General features: G+C 62.4%; 15 protein-coding genes. 8 read left to right on the forward strand and 7 right to left on the reverse strand.

Annotated features, from left to right (window positions below; all coding sequences use genetic code 11):
- Positions 1 to 49: 49 nt before the first annotated feature.
- Complete coding sequence (locus tag EPZ47_RS14065) at positions 50 to 946, reverse strand: LysR family transcriptional regulator (RefSeq protein ID WP_135845334.1); 897 nt, start codon at positions 944 to 946, stop codon at positions 50 to 52.
- A 107-nt stretch (positions 947 to 1,053) separates the two neighbouring features.
- Here EPZ47_RS14065 and EPZ47_RS14070 point away from each other — a divergent pair, with 107 nt between their 5' ends.
- The 5 genes from EPZ47_RS14070 (at position 1,054) to nahK (ending at position 9,147) form a co-directional block, all read left to right on the forward strand.
- Positions 1,054 to 2,451 (forward strand): MFS transporter, encoded by a 1,398-nt coding sequence (locus EPZ47_RS14070; protein WP_135845335.1) that lies wholly within the window; start codon positions 1,054 to 1,056, stop codon positions 2,449 to 2,451.
- Entirely contained in the window at positions 2,448 to 3,722 is a 1,275-nt protein-coding gene (locus EPZ47_RS14075; RefSeq protein ID WP_135845336.1) for a glucarate dehydratase family protein, read from the forward strand. The genes EPZ47_RS14070 and EPZ47_RS14075 overlap by 4 nt, the downstream gene beginning before the upstream one ends.
- Before the next feature lie 298 nt (positions 3,723 to 4,020).
- Positions 4,021 to 5,205, forward strand: a complete 1,185-nt coding sequence (locus EPZ47_RS14080; RefSeq protein ID WP_135845337.1) for a porin — start codon at positions 4,021 to 4,023, stop codon at positions 5,203 to 5,205.
- Between the two features lie 206 nt (positions 5,206 to 5,411).
- On the forward strand, positions 5,412 to 6,575 hold the full coding sequence (nosP, locus tag EPZ47_RS14085) for a nitric oxide-sensing protein NosP (RefSeq protein WP_135845338.1): 1,164 nt from the start codon (positions 5,412 to 5,414) through the stop codon (positions 6,573 to 6,575).
- Positions 6,505 to 9,147: a hybrid sensor histidine kinase/response regulator NahK/ErcS' gene (gene nahK, locus EPZ47_RS14090; RefSeq protein WP_135845339.1), complete on the forward strand. Its 2,643-nt coding sequence runs from the start codon at positions 6,505 to 6,507 to the stop codon at positions 9,145 to 9,147. The genes nosP and nahK overlap by 71 nt, the downstream gene beginning before the upstream one ends.
- A gap of 118 nt (positions 9,148 to 9,265) precedes the next feature.
- Here the strand turns inward: nahK and EPZ47_RS14095 are convergent, their stop codons facing one another.
- The 6 genes from EPZ47_RS14095 to EPZ47_RS14120 form a co-directional block, all read right to left on the reverse strand.
- Positions 9,266 to 9,931: a response regulator transcription factor gene (locus EPZ47_RS14095; protein ID WP_135845340.1), complete on the reverse strand. Its 666-nt coding sequence runs from the start codon at positions 9,929 to 9,931 to the stop codon at positions 9,266 to 9,268.
- Positions 9,932 to 9,985: 54 nt separating this feature from the next.
- Positions 9,986 to 10,519 carry a PQQ-dependent catabolism-associated CXXCW motif protein gene (locus tag EPZ47_RS14100; RefSeq protein WP_135845341.1) on the reverse strand — a complete coding sequence of 178 codons (534 nt, stop codon included), beginning with the start codon at positions 10,517 to 10,519 and terminating at the stop codon, positions 9,986 to 9,988.
- 164 nt (positions 10,520 to 10,683) lie between these two features.
- Positions 10,684 to 11,475: an ABC transporter permease gene (locus EPZ47_RS14105; RefSeq protein WP_135845342.1), complete on the reverse strand. Its 792-nt coding sequence runs from the start codon at positions 11,473 to 11,475 to the stop codon at positions 10,684 to 10,686.
- Positions 11,472 to 12,203 carry an ABC transporter ATP-binding protein gene (locus EPZ47_RS14110; protein WP_135845343.1) on the reverse strand — a complete coding sequence of 244 codons (732 nt, stop codon included), beginning with the start codon at positions 12,201 to 12,203 and terminating at the stop codon, positions 11,472 to 11,474. Before EPZ47_RS14110 ends, EPZ47_RS14105 begins: the two co-directional genes overlap by 4 nt.
- Positions 12,200 to 13,186, reverse strand: a complete 987-nt coding sequence (locus tag EPZ47_RS14115; RefSeq protein ID WP_135845344.1) for a YVTN family beta-propeller repeat protein — start codon at positions 13,184 to 13,186, stop codon at positions 12,200 to 12,202. The genes EPZ47_RS14110 and EPZ47_RS14115 overlap by 4 nt, the downstream gene beginning before the upstream one ends.
- Before the next feature lie 27 nt (positions 13,187 to 13,213).
- Entirely contained in the window at positions 13,214 to 14,398 is a 1,185-nt protein-coding gene (locus EPZ47_RS14120; protein WP_135845345.1) for an ABC transporter substrate-binding protein, read from the reverse strand.
- 155 nt (positions 14,399 to 14,553) lie between these two features.
- Here EPZ47_RS14120 and EPZ47_RS30105 point away from each other — a divergent pair, with 155 nt between their 5' ends.
- The 3 genes from EPZ47_RS30105 to EPZ47_RS14130 are packed head-to-tail and all read left to right on the forward strand — an operon-like array spanning position 14,554 to position 16,591.
- The gene (locus EPZ47_RS30105; protein ID WP_158296354.1) at positions 14,554 to 14,694 is read left to right on the forward strand and encodes a hypothetical protein; all 141 of its coding nucleotides are present in this window, start codon (positions 14,554 to 14,556) and stop codon (positions 14,692 to 14,694) included.
- 2 nt (positions 14,695 to 14,696) lie between these two features.
- Positions 14,697 to 15,953 carry a HAMP domain-containing sensor histidine kinase gene (locus tag EPZ47_RS14125; RefSeq protein ID WP_135845346.1) on the forward strand — a complete coding sequence of 419 codons (1,257 nt, stop codon included), beginning with the start codon at positions 14,697 to 14,699 and terminating at the stop codon, positions 15,951 to 15,953.
- Positions 15,953 to 16,591: a response regulator gene (locus EPZ47_RS14130; protein WP_135845347.1), complete on the forward strand. Its 639-nt coding sequence runs from the start codon at positions 15,953 to 15,955 to the stop codon at positions 16,589 to 16,591. The genes EPZ47_RS14125 and EPZ47_RS14130 overlap by 1 nt, the downstream gene beginning before the upstream one ends.
- The last annotated feature ends 20 nt before the right edge of the window (positions 16,592 to 16,611 follow it).

Consider the following 16,611-nt stretch of genomic DNA (forward strand, 5'->3'; position numbering starts at 1 on the left):
CAAGCTGCCTCGCCACGGATCTCACATGTCACAACGTTGCTGGCGGCCTTCACAACCCCTCTCGAACCGCCCCCCGAATCCCCTCCAACAACATGGTAAACGCCGGGTTGTCGTTGTCCTGGCGCCACACCAGGTGCAACTCGCTCTGCACCCCTTCGCCGAGGTCGATCTCGCGAAACACCACCTGCTTGAACACCACGCTGGTGGCGCATCGCGGCACCAGTGCCAGGCCCATGCCGGCGTTGACCAGCGCCAGGATCGTCAGCGACGACCCCAGCCATTGCACGAATTGCGGCGCGACCCGGGCCGAGCGCAGCATGCCGGTGAGCAGTTCGTTGAAGGGCGGGTAGGCGGAATGGGAGTACATGAGGAACGGTTGACCGTCCAGGTCCTGGACGCCCACGGTCTTGGCATTGGCCAGCGGATGTCCGGCAGGCACCGCCAGTACGAAGGGCTCACGCACCAGGCATTCGGTGGCGTAACCGGTTTCCAGGAGTGGCGAACGGACGATCCCCAGGTCGATGCGCCGGGCGCGCAGGGCTTCGTGTTGCTGGTAGGTGTTCATTTCCGCCAGGACGATCTTCACTTGGGGCTGTTTCAGCCGCGCCTCGGCAATCACCTTGGGTAAAAACTCATACACCGCACTGCCGACGAAGCTGATGGTGACCGAGCCAATGTCGCCTTGGGCAAAACGTTTGGCGGCTACGGCAGCTTGTTGCGCCTGTTCCAACAGGTTCTGCGCCTCGATGAAAAACGCCCGGCCGGCGGCGGTGAGCGCCACGCTGCGGGTACTGCGGGTGAACAGTTCGACACCGAGGTGGTGTTCCAGCAATTGGATCTGCCGGCTCAGTGGTGGCTGGGTCATGTTCAGGCGTTCGGCGGCGCGACGGAAGTTGAGTTCGGTCGCCACCGTGGTGAAGCAGCGCAGCTGGGCCAGTTCAAACATTGATTCAATCCAGGTATCAATCAAGTGCCAAGTTAGATTAGACGGGAACAATCCACCACGTCCATCATCGTCCCGTTCCCCACAAAAACAACGATCGGGAGGCACCCTTGAATAACGTAACGGACTCCACCCATGACAGCACCCTGGCGCTCGCGGCGGCCAAGGTCAAACGTCATGTACTGCCGCTGGTGGTGGTGATGTTCATCGTCAACTACATCGACCGGGTCAACATCGGCTTTGTGCGCAGTCACCTGGAAACCGACCTGGGTATCGGCGCCGCCGCCTACGGGCTAGGTGCCGGGCTGTTCTTCGTCGGCTATGCGCTGTTCGAAGTACCGTCCAATATGCTGCTGCAACGCTACGGCGCCCGGGCGTGGCTGACGCGCATCATGTTCACCTGGGGCGCAGCGGCGATGGCCATGGCCTTTGTGCGCGGCGAAACCAGCTTCTATGTGCTGCGCTTCATCCTTGGCGCGGCGGAGGCGGGGTTCTTTCCCGGCATCATCTACTACTTCACCCAATGGCTGCCCGCTAACGAACGCGGCAAGGCCATGGCGATTTTCCTCAGCGGTTCCGCCATCGCCTCGGTGATCTCCGGCCCGGTGTCTGGCGCATTGCTGCACCTCAGCGGGCTGGGCCTGCACGGTTGGCAGTGGATGTTCCTGATCGAGGGCTTTGCTTCCATCGTGTTGTGCGGGTTCGTCTGGTTCTGGCTGCAATCCCATCCGAGCCAGGCCAAATGGTTGACCGACGACGAGAAAACCGTGCTGATCGCCGCCATTGCCGAAGAGCAACGGGCCCGGGAAGCCGCGCAGGTGATCAAGCCGTCGATGTTCAAGTTGCTGGCCGACCGGCAGATCGCGCTGTTCTGCTTCATCTACTTCTCCATCGCCCTGACTATCTACGGCGCCACGTTCTGGCTGCCGAGCATGATCAAGAAAATGGGCAACCTGGGGGACTTTCAGGTCGGCTTGTTCAACTCCATTCCATGGATCATTTCCATCGTGGCGATGTACGGCTTCGCCGCCCTGGCCGGCAAATGGAAATTCCAGCAGGCCTGGGTCGCGGTGACGCTGGTGATCGCCGCGTTCGGCATGTTCATGTCCACCACCGGCGGGCCGATTTTCGCCTTCGTCGCGATCTGTTTTGCGGCGATCGGTTTCAAGGCGGCATCGGCGTTGTTCTGGCCGATTCCCCAGGGTTACCTGGATGCGCGCATCGCGGCGGCGGTGATTGCCTTGATCAACTCCATCGGCAACCTTGGCGGCTTCGTCGCGCCTACGGCGTTTGGTTTCCTGGAGCAGACCACCGGTTCCATCGAGGGTGGCCTGTATGGATTGGCCATCACCTCGCTGGTCGCCGCCGTGGTGATCTTTTTCGCCCGCACCGCGCCGAAGCGCGACACCCCGGACTCACTGTCCGGCCGGCCTGAAACCGTTACTGAAGTCGATCAGCCGCAGACACGTCAAGCCTTGAACCCTGGCCCATCGGGAGCCGCTGTATGAAGATCAAACGCGTCACTGTCACACCCATTGCGTTTCGCGATCCACCGTTGCTCAACGCCAGCGGTATCCACGAGCCGTACGCGTTGCGCTCGATCATCGAAATCGAGAGCGACAACGGTTACATCGGCCTCGGCGAGAGCTACGGCGATGCCCCGGCCCTGGCGATCCAACAGCAACTACAAAGTCAGTTGATCGGCCTGGACCCGTTCAACCTCAATCAGTTACGGGCCATCGTCCAGGCCACCGTGGCCGCCCATAAACCGGCCAGCGTCGCCGGGGCCGAACTGGCGCCGGGCTCCCATGCGAGCAAGGCGGTGAGCAATGCTTATTCGGCGTTTGAGGTGGCCTGCCTGGACCTGCAGGCCCATTACTTGAATGTGCCGCTGGTGGATCTGCTGGGTGGCGCGATTCGCGATGAGATTCCGTTCAGCGCGTATCTGTTTTTCAAGTATGCCGAGCACATCGATTCGCCGTATCCACCGGACAGCTGGGGCGAGGCGCTCAACGAACAGCAAATCGTTGCCCAGGCCCGGCGGATGATCGAGGACTATGGTTTCAAGAGCATCAAGCTCAAGGCCGGCGCCCTCGATCCGGAGCATGAAGTGGCGTGCATCAAAGCGCTGAAACGGGCGTTTCCCGGCTATCCGTTGCGCATCGACCCCAATGGCAACTGGTCCCTGGAAACCTCCATTCGCATGGCTGAACTGCTGGGCGATGACCTGCAATATTACGAAGACCCGACGCCGGGGCTGGAGGGTATGGCCGAACTGCACAAACGTACGGGCCTGCCGCTGGCGACCAACATGGTGGTCACCGATTTCGACGAGTTTCGTCGCAGCGTCGCGCTGAACAGCGTGCAGATTGTGCTGGCGGACCATCATTACTGGGGCGGCCTGCGGGACACCCAGGCCTTGGCGAAGATGTGCGGCACTTTTGGCCTGGGTGTGTCGATGCACTCGAACTCGCACCTGGGCATCAGCCTGATGGCCATGGCCCATGTGGCGGCGGCGGTGCCGAACCTGGACTACGCCTGCGACACCCATTACCCGTGGCAGGAGCCGGATGAGGAGGTGATCAAGGGGGGCAAGCTGCCGATCGTCAACGGCTGCGTGAAAATCACCCGTGCGCCGGGTCTGGGTTTGGAGCTGGACCGGGATCAACTGGGCAAGCTGCATGACCAGTTTCTCAGTTGCGGCATCCGCCAGCGTGATGATGTGCGGCAGATGCAGCGCTACCGGCCGGACTGGAAAACCGTCAAGCCGAGGTTTTGAACCCTAGGCGGAGGGCCTGCTGCGCAGGCCAGCGGGAGCAAGCTCCTGTGGCGAGGGGATAAATCTCCTCGCCACAGTTAACCAATATTCAGTAACACCATCGGCGTGCCTCCCAGGCCGCCCTGCGACCCACACCCAAAGTCTCGCGCCCGGCGCCATCAGAGTCTTACACCCAAACTGCCGCGCCGGGCCGGCGCTCCCAAAGCATCCGCCAATTGCCTCCAAGGCAGCGTATGACGCGGCCTGTGGCCTTTCGATAATCGCCTCCGACATCCAGTCCCCTGTTGCGGAGCGCGCCATGCACAACAATAAAAATACCCGCCAACGTTTTTTACCTGCGGTCATCGCCGGTCTTTCGACCCTGGGCCTGACGCCTTGGGCCCAGGCCGAAATCATGCTGTACGACAAGGACCAGACCACTTTCTCCACTGACGGTTACATCAACGCCTTTTACGTCAACAGCGACGTGGACCGGGCAGGGGAGCAGTTCGACCGTCGGCAGGCGCGGGTCAAGATGGGTTTCTTGCCCAACTACCTGGGCTTCAACATGGGCAAGCAGGTCGATGACCTCAAGCTCGGCGCCCGTGCCTCGTTCTGGGTGACCATCAACGACAGCGAAACCAACGGCACCGACACCGCCATCGACGTGCGGCAGTTCTACGGCACCGTCGCCAACCCGGAGTGGGGCGAGGTGTTGATCGGCAAGGACTTCGGCCTGTTCGCCCGCTCCAACATCCTGCTCGATGAACTGTTGGCCGGTTACGGCCAGGTCAGCGACACCTTGGGCCTGGTGGACGGCGGTGGCGTGTCATTCGGCAACATCGGCAGCGGCTACCCTTATCCGTTCCCGACTTCGCAGATCACTTACCGCACTCCGGTGATGGACGGCTTGCGAGTCGCAGTGGGCATCATGGATCCGGTGGACACCAACGACAGCAGCGCCACCGGCAAGGCCTACCAGGAAAACCCGCGCACCGAGAGTGAGATCACCTACCAGTTCGACCTCGCCGGGGCGAAGATCTACAGCTGGCTCAACGGCAGCTACCAGACCTCGGACAACACCGACTCCACTGTCGAATCGGTCACCTCCAAAGGCCTGGGTTATGGCGTCCAGGCGAAGATGGGCGGGCTGTCACTCACCGGTTCCGGGTTCCAGGCCAAGGGCATCAACCCGTTCTTCACTAACAACGCCGGTGAAGCGACGTTGCGCAACGTCGACAGCACGGGTTACCTGTTGCAGGGCTCTTATAAACTGGGCAAGAACCGCCTGGCGCTGTCCTACGGCAAGACCGAGGACGACGGCAATGGCGTGGTGGGCAGCGGCGCCGATTACGAAACCCGTGGTATCGCGCTGTTCCATGACATCAACGACAACCTCAAGCTCGTGGCCGAATACAACCAGTTCGAAATCAACGGTCACGACACCAGCGCGCAGAATGAAGACACCGATACCTTTGCGGTGGGGGCGGTGTTGACCTGGTAAAGGCGATTCCCCATCCCTCGCCACAAAAAAGCATTCCCGAGCAAGCCTGAAGTGTTTTTGTGGTGGCCCCAGCCGTGCGCATCGCGGCCAGGGCCGCCACTGTTCTCCTCCCATGGGAGCCCCCACCCGCTACCCAAGTAGCATTCGTAGAGCGGACGCGGCTTCGTACACTCAAGGTTCCTATCACGCACCCGTCGGAGGCGAAGATGCTAAAGGCCCAGAGCGAAGGTGTGGTGAGCGCCATGTCCCAGGCCACGGACGTCCAGCAGGTGGCCCAGGAGCTGGCGCGACAGTTGTTGCACCCGCACCTGGGCTTCGTGCTGTTCTTCTGTTCCGCCGAATACAACTTACCGGCCCTCGGCCAGGCGCTGTCCCAGAGCTTCGGCGGGATTCGCCTGGTGGGTTGCACCAGCGCCGGGGAAATCACCGCCCAGGGTTATGGCCGCAACTGCGTGACGGCGGTGGGCTTCGATCATCGGCATTTTTCCATCGCCGCCGAGCTGATCGGCGAAATGGAACACTTCAGCCTGATCGACGCCCAGCAAATGGTCGAGCGATTGGCCAGCGGTTGCCGCAGCAACGCCCTGGCACCGATCAAGGGCCACAGTTTCGCCTTGACCCTGCTCGACGGCCTGTCCAGCCGCGAGGAAATGGTCCTGGCCGCCTTGAGCGCCGCACTCGGGGATATCCCGCATTTCGGCGGTTCCGCCGGTGACGATAATTACCTGACCCACACCCATGTGTACTTCGAAGGCCAGTTCCACAGCGGCGCGGCCGTGGTGCTGCTGATCAATACCTGGCTGGAGTTCGAAGTGTTCACCACCCATCACATCCTGCCGCGAGAGGAAAAACTGGTGGTGACCGGCGCTGACAGCGCTTCACGACGGGTCTATGAACTCAACGCCGAGCCCGCCGCCGAGGAATACGCCCGGCACATCGGCGTGCCGGTGAGCGCACTCGACTATCGGGTCTTCGCCGCCCACCCGCTGGCGGTGCGCATCAATGACCAGTACTACGTGCGGGCCATCCAGCAGGTGCACCCGGACCTGAGCCTGAGCTTCTACTGTGCGGTGGAGAACGGCATCGTCCTTACCGCGATGACTCCGGGCCCCTTGCTGGACAACCTGCAAAACCTGTTCGACGGCTTGCAGGCACGCCTCGGCGACTTGCTGCTGACCATCGGCTGTGACTGTTTCCTCCGACGCCTGGAGCTGGAAGACCGTGGCGGCCTGGAGCAGATCGGCCAGTTCCTGCGCGAACAACGGGTGATGGGTTTCAACACCTATGGAGAACAGTTCAATGGCATGCACATCAACCAGACCTTCACCGGAGTTGCCATTGCCCGCCATCGCGTCCCCGGCCATCGCTGAGCTGCAGGCGCAGATCGCCAGCCTGCAGCATGAAAACAACAAGCTGCGGCGGATCAACGCTGCGCTGATCGAACGGGTGGAGTCCGGCGTGACCCGGGGCAATGACCCGTATGCGGCGTTCCAGCATTCGGTGGTATTGGCCGAGCAGGTTCGCGAGCGCACCGACGCGCTAAACCAGGCGATGGCCGAACTCAAGGCCGGCAATCACTTGCTGGGCGAGGCGCGGCTGCGGGCGGAAACCGCCCATCGACATTTGATCGACGCCATCGAGAGCATTTCCGATGCATTTGTGCTGTTTGATGAGCAGCAACGCATCGTCCTGTTCAACAGCCGCTTCAAGGCGTTCTGGGCCAACAGCCGGGTCCGCATCATCGCCGGGATGCGCCTGTCGCAGGTCAAGCGCTTGATGACCGCCAACGGTTTGTTCAGCGAAGAACCCCGTGGGCAGGCCGATGAGCATGTGTTGTACCGCTTGCAGAACGGTCGCTGGCTGCAAGTCAGCGAGCGGCCGACCCAGGAAGGCGGGCGGGTGATCCTGTTTACCGACATCACCGACGTCAAACTCAGCGAAACCGTGCGCCGCGAGCAGGCCATCGCGCAGAAATCCCACTTGTTGCAACGGGCGGTGGACAACCTGTCCCAGGGCGTGGCGATGGTCAACGCCCAAGGCGTGCTGGAACTGTGGAACCGGCGGTTCCTGGAACTCAGTGGCCTGGCGCCGGTGGCGGCCCATCGGTCGTTCAGCGAGGTCATCGCCGACAGCGAACTGCACCTGCTGACCCCGGCCAGTCGCGACAGCAATGGGCGGCTGATTCACGAATGCGAACAGCGCCTCTCCGATGGCCGGGTCCTGGAGATTCGCACTCATCCGCTGCCCACCGGCGGTTACGTCAACACCTTCACCGACATCACCGAGCGCTACCAACACGCTGAGGCCCTGAGCGAAAGCGAGCGCTGGATCCGCCTGATCACCGACCATGTGCCGGCGCTGATTGCCTACCTCAACGCCGATCTGGTCTACGAATTCACCAACAAGGTCTACGAACAATGGTACTGCTGGCCGCGCGGCGTGATGCTCGGCCAGAGCTTGCGCGAGGCCCACAGCGAGCAGCATTACCAACGCCTGGAGGCCTACGTGGCCCGGGCCTTGGCCGGTGAGAGCGTGACGTTCGAGTTCGCCGAAACCAACATCAACAACCAGGAACGCTACATGTTGCGTTCCTATGTGCCCAACCGGCTGGCCAATGGCGAGGTGGTGGGGATCTTCGTGCTGATCCGCGACATCACCGAACGTCGCCGCACCGCCGAAGCCTTGCACCAGGCTTATCAGAACCTGGAACAACGCGTGCAGGAACGCACCGCCGAACTCACCACGCTCAACGATCAGTTATTGCGCGAGATCGACGAGCGCAGCCGCGCGGAATTGCGCCTGCGGGAGGCCAAGCGCGAGGCTGAGCAGGCCAACCTGTCGAAAACCAAATTCCTCGCGGCCGTCAGCCACGACCTGTTGCAACCGCTCAACGCCGCGCGGCTGTTCACCAGCGCTTTGCTCGAGCGCCGCGAGCCGGTGGCGAACGCGCAACTGGTGCGCAACGTCAGCCATTCGCTGCAGGACGTGGAAAACCTGCTGGGCACCCTAGTGGACATTTCCAAGCTCGACGCCGGGGTGATCAAGGCCGATATCGCCCCGTTCGCCCTCAGCGAATTGCTCGACAACCTGGCCGCCGAATACGCCGAGGTCGCCCGCAGCGAAGGGCTGGAACTGCGCTTTGTGCCTTGTTCGGCCCTGGTCCGGAGCGACATTCAGTTGTTGGCGCGGATCCTGCGCAACCTGCTCAGCAATGCCATTCGCTACACCGATAGCGGTCGGGTAGTGCTGGGATGCCGGCGGCAGGGGCAACGGCTGTCTATCCAGGTCTGGGACAGCGGCATAGGCATCGCCGAGAACCGCCTGGAGGAAATTTTCCAGGAGTTCAAGCGCGGCGACGTGCAGCGCCCGGACCAGGACCGAGGCTTGGGCTTGGGGCTGGCGATTGTCGAGAAGATCGCCGGGATCCTCGGGCACCGGATCCAGGTTCGCTCATGGCCGGGCAAGGGTTCGATGTTCGCCATCGAAGTGCCCCTCAGCGCCACCGCGCCCAAGCCGTTGCCGTGCCTGGACATGAGCGAACCGATGCTCGAGCGCTTGCGTGGAGCGCGGGTCTGGGTGCTGGATAACGACGCGGCGATCTGCGCAGGCATGCGGACCTTGTTGGAGGGCTGGGGTTGCCGGGTGGTCACCGCGTTGTCGGAGCAGGACCTGGCCCGCCAGGTGGACAACTACCATGCCGAGGCGGACCTGCTGATCGCCGACTATCACCTGGACAACGAGCAGAACGGTGTCGACGCCGTGGCCCGGATCAACGCCCGCCGTACTTCAGCGATCCCGGCCATGATGATCACCGCCAACTACAGCAACGAACTCAAGCAGCAGATCCGCGAACTGGGCCATACCCTGATGCACAAGCCAGTGCGGCCGATGAAGTTGAAGATTGCGATGAGTCATTTGCTGGGTCAGTCCCAGAACCATTAAGCCGAACGGCTGTGTGGGAGCAAAGCTTGCTTGCGATACAGGCGCCTCGGTTCCCTGGAAGACCGCGCCATCTTCATCGCGAGCAAGCTTTGCTCCCAAAGCTATGGTGTGGTGCCTTTCACCGCCGCAAATAAGCCCCGAAATCAATATCCCCGGCACTGAGGATCGCCTGCACCCGGTTGTGCACATTGAGTTTGCGCAGGATGGCCGAGACGTGGGCCTTGACCGTGGTTTCGGCGATATCCAGCGTATAGGCGATCTGCTTGTTCGACTCGCCTTTGGTCATGCGTTCAAGCACCAGCAGCTGCTTGCGGGTCAGGGCCTGGAGCAATTCCGGTGGGAAGCTCGGGTTTTCGTTCAGGCGCCGGCCCATCGGGCTTTTTTGCGTGCGAATGATGTCGGGCGGCAGGTACACGTTGCCGTTGAGAATCTGCTCGATGGCGTCGGTCATCTGCGAACGTGGAGAGGATTTGGTGATGAAGCCCACCGCGCCATAGGTGATGGCCTGCAAGACCACCTGCTTGTCCTGCTCGGCGGAGACGATCACCACCGGGATGGTTGGCGCCTCGTTGCGCAGATTGATCAGGCCATTGAGGCCGTGCATGCCAGGCATGTTCAGGTCCAGCAGGATCAGGTCCAGGTCGTCGTGCTCGCGGGTCAGCGCCAGGGCGCTGTCCAGGTCGGCGGTTTCCATCACCTCGCTGCCAGGAAAACCGTCGCTGATGACGTTGTGGATGGCTTCGCGAAACAGTGGGTGATCGTCGGCTATCAGGATTTTATACATGGCCATTCACCTCGTTATTGTATGGGCAGGGCTGTTGCGTGCACTTCTTGCAAATCAGGGAAAGGGTTCGGGCCGGGCCGCTTGCAGGGGCAGGTTGGCCGTCTCCCAGGCATCGAGGCCATCGCGATACCAATACACATGCTTATAGCCCATGGCGGCGGCGCGTTTTACCGCGTTCCAGCTCAACCAGCAATCCGAGCGGCAATAGAAGACCAGCGGTTGATCCGCGCGCCCGGCGGTGGCCTTGCGCAGATGATAGGTGAAGTACTCCTGCCAGGTCGGGTCGAGATCACCGTCGCCGGTATTGGCCAGCCACAGGCTGCCGGGAAGGTTGGCGTGGGGCTCATTGTCGATGAACTGTCCCTGGACCCAGGGCCGACGGTAGACGTCGATCAGCACCGGGCGCGGCGATTGTCCGAGCAGTTGTTGCAAGGCTTGGGTGTCGAGCGTCCGTGCGCCGTCCACCGCTACGGGTGTCGGGCTACGGTAAAGGGCGATACGGTATCCCTGCGGGGAAAACAGCGGGGTGTCGGCCTGTGCGACATTCAGCGCCAGGCCCAGCAAGATGATCGCCAGCAAACGGGGCATAGGAATTTATCCTTTTTGTTATGCGCCCATTACATGCCAGGGTCGAGGTCTTGTGAATGCGACCATAGACAGGAAAACCAGTACTAAAGTCGTAATTTGAGACGATGGATCCTGCACAGCCCCCACAGGAATCCATCCACCAGGGAAGACGTGTGTGGGCTGGATCAGTTCGCCTTACGCAACGCCGCATGCTGCGGATTGAACGTCCACACCGCCAGCAGCGCGAACACCAGGGTCAAGCCTACGCACACCGCCATCGCCAACAGGTTGAACTGCTCATACAAGGCAAAACGCACCAATTCCACCCCGTGGGTGAATGGGTTCACCGCGCACAGCCAATACAGCCAGGGGCTGGCCTCGAGCATTTTCCACAGTGGGTACAGCGCCGAGGACAGGAAGAACATCGGGAAGATCACGAAATTCATCACCCCGGCGAAGTTTTCCAACTGCCGGATGGCGTTGGACAGCAACAAACCCAGGGCGCTGAGCATCAGGGCCACCAGCAGCAGGGCCGGCAGGGCGAGCAACAGGCCCATGGTCGGCGGCTGGATGCCGTACAGCCAGGCAATCGCGAGAAAGGCGTAGACCTGCAACAGCGAGATCAGCGAGGTCGCCAACAACTTGCTTGCCAGCAGAAAAGCCCGGGGCAGGGGGCTGGTCAACAGCACGCGCATGCTGCCCATTTCCCGGTCGTAGACCATCGACAGCGAACCTTGCATGCCGTTGAACAGCAGGATCATGCAGGCCAGTCCGGGCACGATATACACCTCGTAGGGAATGTAGGTGTCATAGGGCGCGATGATGGCGATGCCCAGCGCTGCGCGAAAGCCGGCAGCGAACACCAGCAACCACAGCAGCGGCCGCACCAGGGCACTGAGCAACCGCGTGCGTTGCAACACAAAGCGCAGCCATTCGCGCGTCACGATGCCACTGAAACAATGCCAGTACGCGCTCATGAATGGACTCCCGAGGCGGTCAAGTGGGTGAAGGCCGAGCCAAGGCTGCCGCCGTGTTCCAGGCTAACGGCATCGGCGCGGCCACTGGCGACCAGCCGCCCCTGGTGCACAATCAACAGGTTGTCGCTGGGCCGCACTTCGTCCAACAGATGAGTGGTCCACAGCACGCTGATACCGTGTTCCTGGCACAGTTGCCGCACGTGCAGCCCCAGGGCCAGGCGGCTGGCCGGATCCAGGCCGACGCTGGGCTCGTCCAGCAGCAACAGGCGCGGTTCATGCAACAGGGCCCGGGCGATTTCCACCCGGCGCCGATGGCCGCCGTTGAGGTCGCGCACCCGCTCGTGGCGTCGCTCTGTCAGGTGCTGACGGGCCAGTTCGGCGTCGATTCGAATGCTGCCTTGGTGTCGCGACAAGCCATGCAATGCAACGTGATAACGCAGGTTCTGCTCGACACTCAGGTCCAGGTCCAGGGTGCTCTGCTGGAAAACCACGCCCAACTGGCGCAACGCCGCTCGTGGTGATTTCTGCAGGGAATGACCGCCGACCAGAATGTCGCCGCATTGCACGTCGTACAGGCGCGTAAGCAGGGCAATCAGTGTCGACTTGCCAGCCCCATTGGGGCCCAGCAGCGCAGCAAATCCCCCGACGGGCAAGCCGAAGCTCACCTGTTTGAGGGCTTCACGCGCGCCGTAGGCGAAGCTCAAATCACTGACTTGTAGTGCGTTCATGGCGTGACCACCACGCCCCAGGGATAACGCCCGACCTTCACCGACTTGAGCACTTTGCGACGCTCGATGTCGATCACCGAGACATCGCCGCTCACGCCATTGGTTGCCAGTAGCTGGCGTTGGTCCGGGGTGAACGCCAGTTGCCAGACACGGCGGCCCACCAACAGATAATCCAGCACTTCAAAGGTCTTGGCGTCGATGACCGCCACATGATTGGCCGGGCCCAGGGCGACAAACGCAAGCTTGCCGTCGGCGCTGAGCTTGATACCCACCGGTTGTACTTTGTCCGGGTGCACGCCTTTGATCTGGAATGTCAGGGTCTTGAGGGGCTTGCGCGTGGCGACGTCGAGAATCGTCAAGGTACCGCCGATCTCCGCCGATGCCCACAGTTGGGCCCCGTCGTGGCTGAACTCAACGAAACGTGGGCGCTGATCCACCAGCGTATTGTCGGCCAAGGTCTGGGTGCTGGTGTCGATCCAGTGCAGCATGTTCGTGGTTTCACTGGTGTTGACCGCCCACTTGCCATCGGGGCTGACGGCCATGCCTTCGGGCTCGACACCCACACCGATCTGGCCCAGCACTTCGGAGGTCTGGGTATCGATCACCGTGACCAAGGCGTCGTCTTCGTTGGACACGTAGAGCCAGCGGTCGTTGGGGTGCAGGGCGAACTGCTCGGGGTCTTTGCCGGAGGGCAGTTCCTTGATGATCTTGCGGGTAGCCACGTCCATCACCTGGACTCGGTCTGAATCACTGGCGCAGATGTACAGCAGGCGATTGTCGTGGGACAGCAGCAAACCTCGGGGGCGCTGGCCCACCGCCAGGGTGTCGATGACTTCCAGGCTTTGCATGTCGATCAGGCTCAGGCTGTTGTCTTTCTCGTTAGAGACCCAGGCAATACTGGCGGCGGCCGGGCCGGCGACAAGCAGCGCAGCGCCGAGGGCGAGGGTTTGGCAGAGCAGGGCCGGGCGGAGGAGGCGGCGCATGGCGGTTTTCCTTATTGTTGTTATCGATCAGGGGTAACGGCAGCTCACTTCGGGCTGGTCGTAGCCCAGGCTGTCCATCTCATTGGAAGGGTGCAGAAATCCGTCCTGGGGTGAGGTGCTGACCAGTGCCCGGGGTTGAACCAGGGGAATCGGTTGACGCAGTTGGCCGTTCCACGGCCGGTAACTGAGCTTGCGGCCCTTGAAGCCATCCAGCGGCAACTGGTCGCTGAGGGCCAGTTGGCGAATGGCGAGCGGCTCGGCCTGGCGCAGTTTGCCCACGGCGCTGGCGATGCTGCGCACGGCGATCCAGGCGGCGAAGTCGCGGTCATTCATCCAGCGTCCGGCCAGGGCTTCGAAGCGCTTTTGCAACTGCGCCGCGCCGTAGGTTTCCACGGTCTTGTGCCAACCGGTGGGGGTCAGCCCCTGCGTGCCGGCCACCGGGCGTGGGTACCAGGTTTGATAGGGCACGTATTCGCCGAAGTCGCCACGCTCATCGGCGACCAGCACCACGTCGTATTCGGCGGTTTGGGTGAACAGCGGCATGTCGGCCTGGGCGCTGCGGCGTTGGTCGTTGTCCAATTGCCAGGTTTTTTCCGCGACGACCTTCAGGCCGAAGCGCTTCATGGCCCGGCGCAGGGCGGCGGCGTAGGCCAGGTCCTCGGGCGTTTGGCCGACGATCAGCAAGGCCCGTTGCCACTTGCGCACCACGCTGAACTGCACCAGGGCATCGGCGAGCATGGCCCGGTCGGGCAGGCTGTGCAGCACGTTGCCCAGGCAGTCGGTGGTGCGCAGGCTGTCGTCGGGGCTGCCGGCATTGAACAGCAGGCTGTCGGGCAGGGCGGCGCTGAGCTGGCGCAGGCTCGCGGCCGGGGCATTGACCACGAATAGCCGCAGGCCCTGGTCGTGTTGGGTGCGGGCGGCCTGAAGCAAGGCTTCGGGGCTGTCGACGCTGGCGCTTTCCAGGCGGTAGTCGTGCTTGAGAAAGCGTCCGGTGCTGTTGCTGTCGATGATCGCCAGCTCTGCCCCGCGCAGGCCGGCGTCGGCCGGTTCGGCAATGACGTTGGACAGCAGCGGCCCCGGGTCGGGGCTATACCCCAGATAGCCGATGCGCACTTGCAACGGCGCCTCGTCGCCCGCCTGGACGATGCTTGGCAGCCAACCACTGACGACCGCCAGCAGAGGGATCAAGGCGTAACTGAGAAGCCTGCGCATACCACCTCCATTGCGGGTAGCGCCAGCATAGGAAGCCCTTGGTCGCGGGGAAATATGCAGAAAGTACCGCCGGGCCAGTACCAAGGTAGTAACCCACCGCCGGAGTTGGGGTTTTACGATGCAGGCAATCGTCATTCACCAGGAGCGGACAGACTGTGCGGATTCTCAAAGCCCTGCTGCTGCCGTTGCTGCTGATCCTGAGTCTGATCGGGGTTGACCGGTTGGTCGGTAAACACAAAACCAGCAAACACCCGCTCCCACAGGAAGTGAGTGTCAGCCCGCAAACAGGCCGCTAACCATGTCCGCTCTCTGGCGAATCAATCTCTGGGTAACGGCGTTTTTCGCCCTGGTCACCCTGGCCTGCGCGGTCTTGTTGCTGCATCAGGCCATGGCCGATGTGAAACGCGAACTGCAATCGGCCGAATCGGTGGTGCATTACTTGCGCGAAACCGCCGAGCGCGACCCGGCCAGTCTTCAGCAGCGGCTGACCGGCAGCCTGCGTCATGTGCGCGTCCGTTGGCTGGCACCGGGGGAACTGTTCCCGGTGGATGTCGAAAGTGGGGTGAAAGCCTGGCTTGGCCGGCGGTTGCTGGATGACGGCCCCGCCGCTCAGGTGGTGGATTTACCGGACGGTCGGCGGGCCTTGATCGCCGTCGATCCCCGGGATGAAATCGAGGAAGTCTTCGACTCATTGGTGCAATTGTTGGGCGTATGCGCCTTCGCGCTGCTGCTCAGCTTGCTGGTGATTCGCTGGGCGGTGCGTCGGGGCATGTACTTGCTGGATGAGTTGCTGCAGGCGCTGCGTCAGGTCTCCGCCGGGAACCTTCAGGTGCATTTGCCGGCTGAAGGCGTCCCCGAAGCGCAACAACTGGCGGGGCATTTCAACCGCATGACCGCCGCCCTGGCCCAGTCCCAGGCTGATAACACCCGGCTGACCCAGGCCTTGCTGGCCGTGCAGGAACAGGAGCGCACTCGCCTGGCCCAGACCCTGCACGATGACCTGGGCCAGTACGTGGCCGGCATTCGCGCCCGCGCCTGCCTGTTGCGCCTGGTGATCGACCAGCCGCCGGCGTTGGAGCAGACCGTCAGCCAGCTCGAAGAGCATTGCGAGCATTTGCAGAAGGGTTTTCGAGCGCTGGTGCATGACCTGTACCCGGTGGTGTTGCAGCACCTGCCATTGTGCGAGGCCATCGGGCTCTTGGCCGAGCAATGGCAGGAGACCCAGGGCATTGCCTGTCAGCTGCACATCGACCAAGCGCTGCCGCCATTGTCCGGGCCGGACAAGACTCATCTGTATCGCTTGTTGCAGGAAGCACTGACCAACGTTGCCCGGCATGCCGGCGCCAGTGAGGTGCGGATCCGCGTGCAACACCGCGCCGGGCGCCTGCGCTTGTTGGTACGTGACAACGGCCGTGGCGCGGCGCAACCCGCACGCGCTGGCGTTGGCTTGCACTCGATGGCTGAAAGGGCCCGCAGCCTGGGCGGTGAACTGCGCATCATCAGCCAGCCTGGCGCCGGTTGGGCGTTGGCCTTGAATATACCTCTGGAGGCGTGATGAACATTTTGTTGGTGGACGACCATGCGGTGGTTCGGCAGGGTTATGCCGGTCTGTTGCGGGCACTGATGCCGGACTTGCAAGTCCGGGAAGCGGCCACGGGCGAAGAGGCGTTGAGCCTGGTCCAGGAGCAGGTGCCGCACCTGGTGATCATGGACTTCGGCCTGCCCGGTATCAGCGGCCTGGAAACTACCCGGCGCTTGCGCCAGCGCCTGCCGCAACTGCGGGTGTTGTTCTTCAGCATGCACGATGAGCTGCCGTTGGTGCGCCAGGCGCTGGATGCCGGTGCCGCGGGTTACCTGACCAAGAACTCGGCACCCCAGGTGCTGGTGGAAGCGGTGCGGCGAGTGTTGGCCGGGCATGTCTACATCGAACAATCCCTGGCCACGCAACTGGCCTGCGCCAGCTCCCGGCACAACGCCGACCCGCGCTTGCAATGCATGACCCAACGCGAGCTGGAGATTTTCGTCATGCTCGCCAAGGGCACCCCCGCACGCACCATCGCCGAAAAACTGTGTATCAGCGCCAAGACCGTGTCCAACCACCTCACACTGCTCAAGAGCAAGTTGCAGGTCAGCTCCCATGCCGAGCTGGTGCACCTGGGGATTGATATGGGGGTGGTGCGGGTGGCTGGCTGAAATGACGGAGCGTAGGAACG

The organism is Pseudomonas viciae (genome assembly GCF_004786035.1).
In the GTDB taxonomy this organism is placed as follows: domain Bacteria; phylum Pseudomonadota; class Gammaproteobacteria; order Pseudomonadales; family Pseudomonadaceae; genus Aquipseudomonas; species Aquipseudomonas viciae.

Coding starts and splice junctions, on each gene's coding strand:
- EPZ47_RS14065 (WP_135845334.1), bottom strand. CDS start 946: ATGTTTGAACTGGCCCAGCTGCGCTGCTTCACCACGGTGGCGACCGAA.
- EPZ47_RS14095 (WP_135845340.1), bottom strand. CDS start 9,931: ATGTATAAAATCCTGATAGCCGACGATCACCCACTGTTTCGCGAAGCC.
- EPZ47_RS14075 (WP_135845336.1), top strand. CDS start 2,448: ATGAAGATCAAACGCGTCACTGTCACACCCATTGCGTTTCGCGATCCA.
- EPZ47_RS14110 (WP_135845343.1), bottom strand. CDS start 12,203: ATGAACGCACTACAAGTCAGTGATTTGAGCTTCGCCTACGGCGCGCGT.
- EPZ47_RS14130 (WP_135845347.1), top strand. CDS start 15,953: ATGAACATTTTGTTGGTGGACGACCATGCGGTGGTTCGGCAGGGTTAT.
- EPZ47_RS14080 (WP_135845337.1), top strand. CDS start 4,021: ATGCACAACAATAAAAATACCCGCCAACGTTTTTTACCTGCGGTCATC.
- nosP (WP_135845338.1), top strand. CDS start 5,412: ATGCTAAAGGCCCAGAGCGAAGGTGTGGTGAGCGCCATGTCCCAGGCC.
- EPZ47_RS14100 (WP_135845341.1), bottom strand. CDS start 10,519: ATGCCCCGTTTGCTGGCGATCATCTTGCTGGGCCTGGCGCTGAATGTC.
- EPZ47_RS14115 (WP_135845344.1), bottom strand. CDS start 13,186: ATGCGCCGCCTCCTCCGCCCGGCCCTGCTCTGCCAAACCCTCGCCCTC.
- EPZ47_RS14105 (WP_135845342.1), bottom strand. CDS start 11,475: ATGAGCGCGTACTGGCATTGTTTCAGTGGCATCGTGACGCGCGAATGG.
- EPZ47_RS14120 (WP_135845345.1), bottom strand. CDS start 14,398: ATGCGCAGGCTTCTCAGTTACGCCTTGATCCCTCTGCTGGCGGTCGTC.
- EPZ47_RS14125 (WP_135845346.1), top strand. CDS start 14,697: ATGTCCGCTCTCTGGCGAATCAATCTCTGGGTAACGGCGTTTTTCGCC.
- nahK (WP_135845339.1), top strand. CDS start 6,505: ATGGCATGCACATCAACCAGACCTTCACCGGAGTTGCCATTGCCCGCC.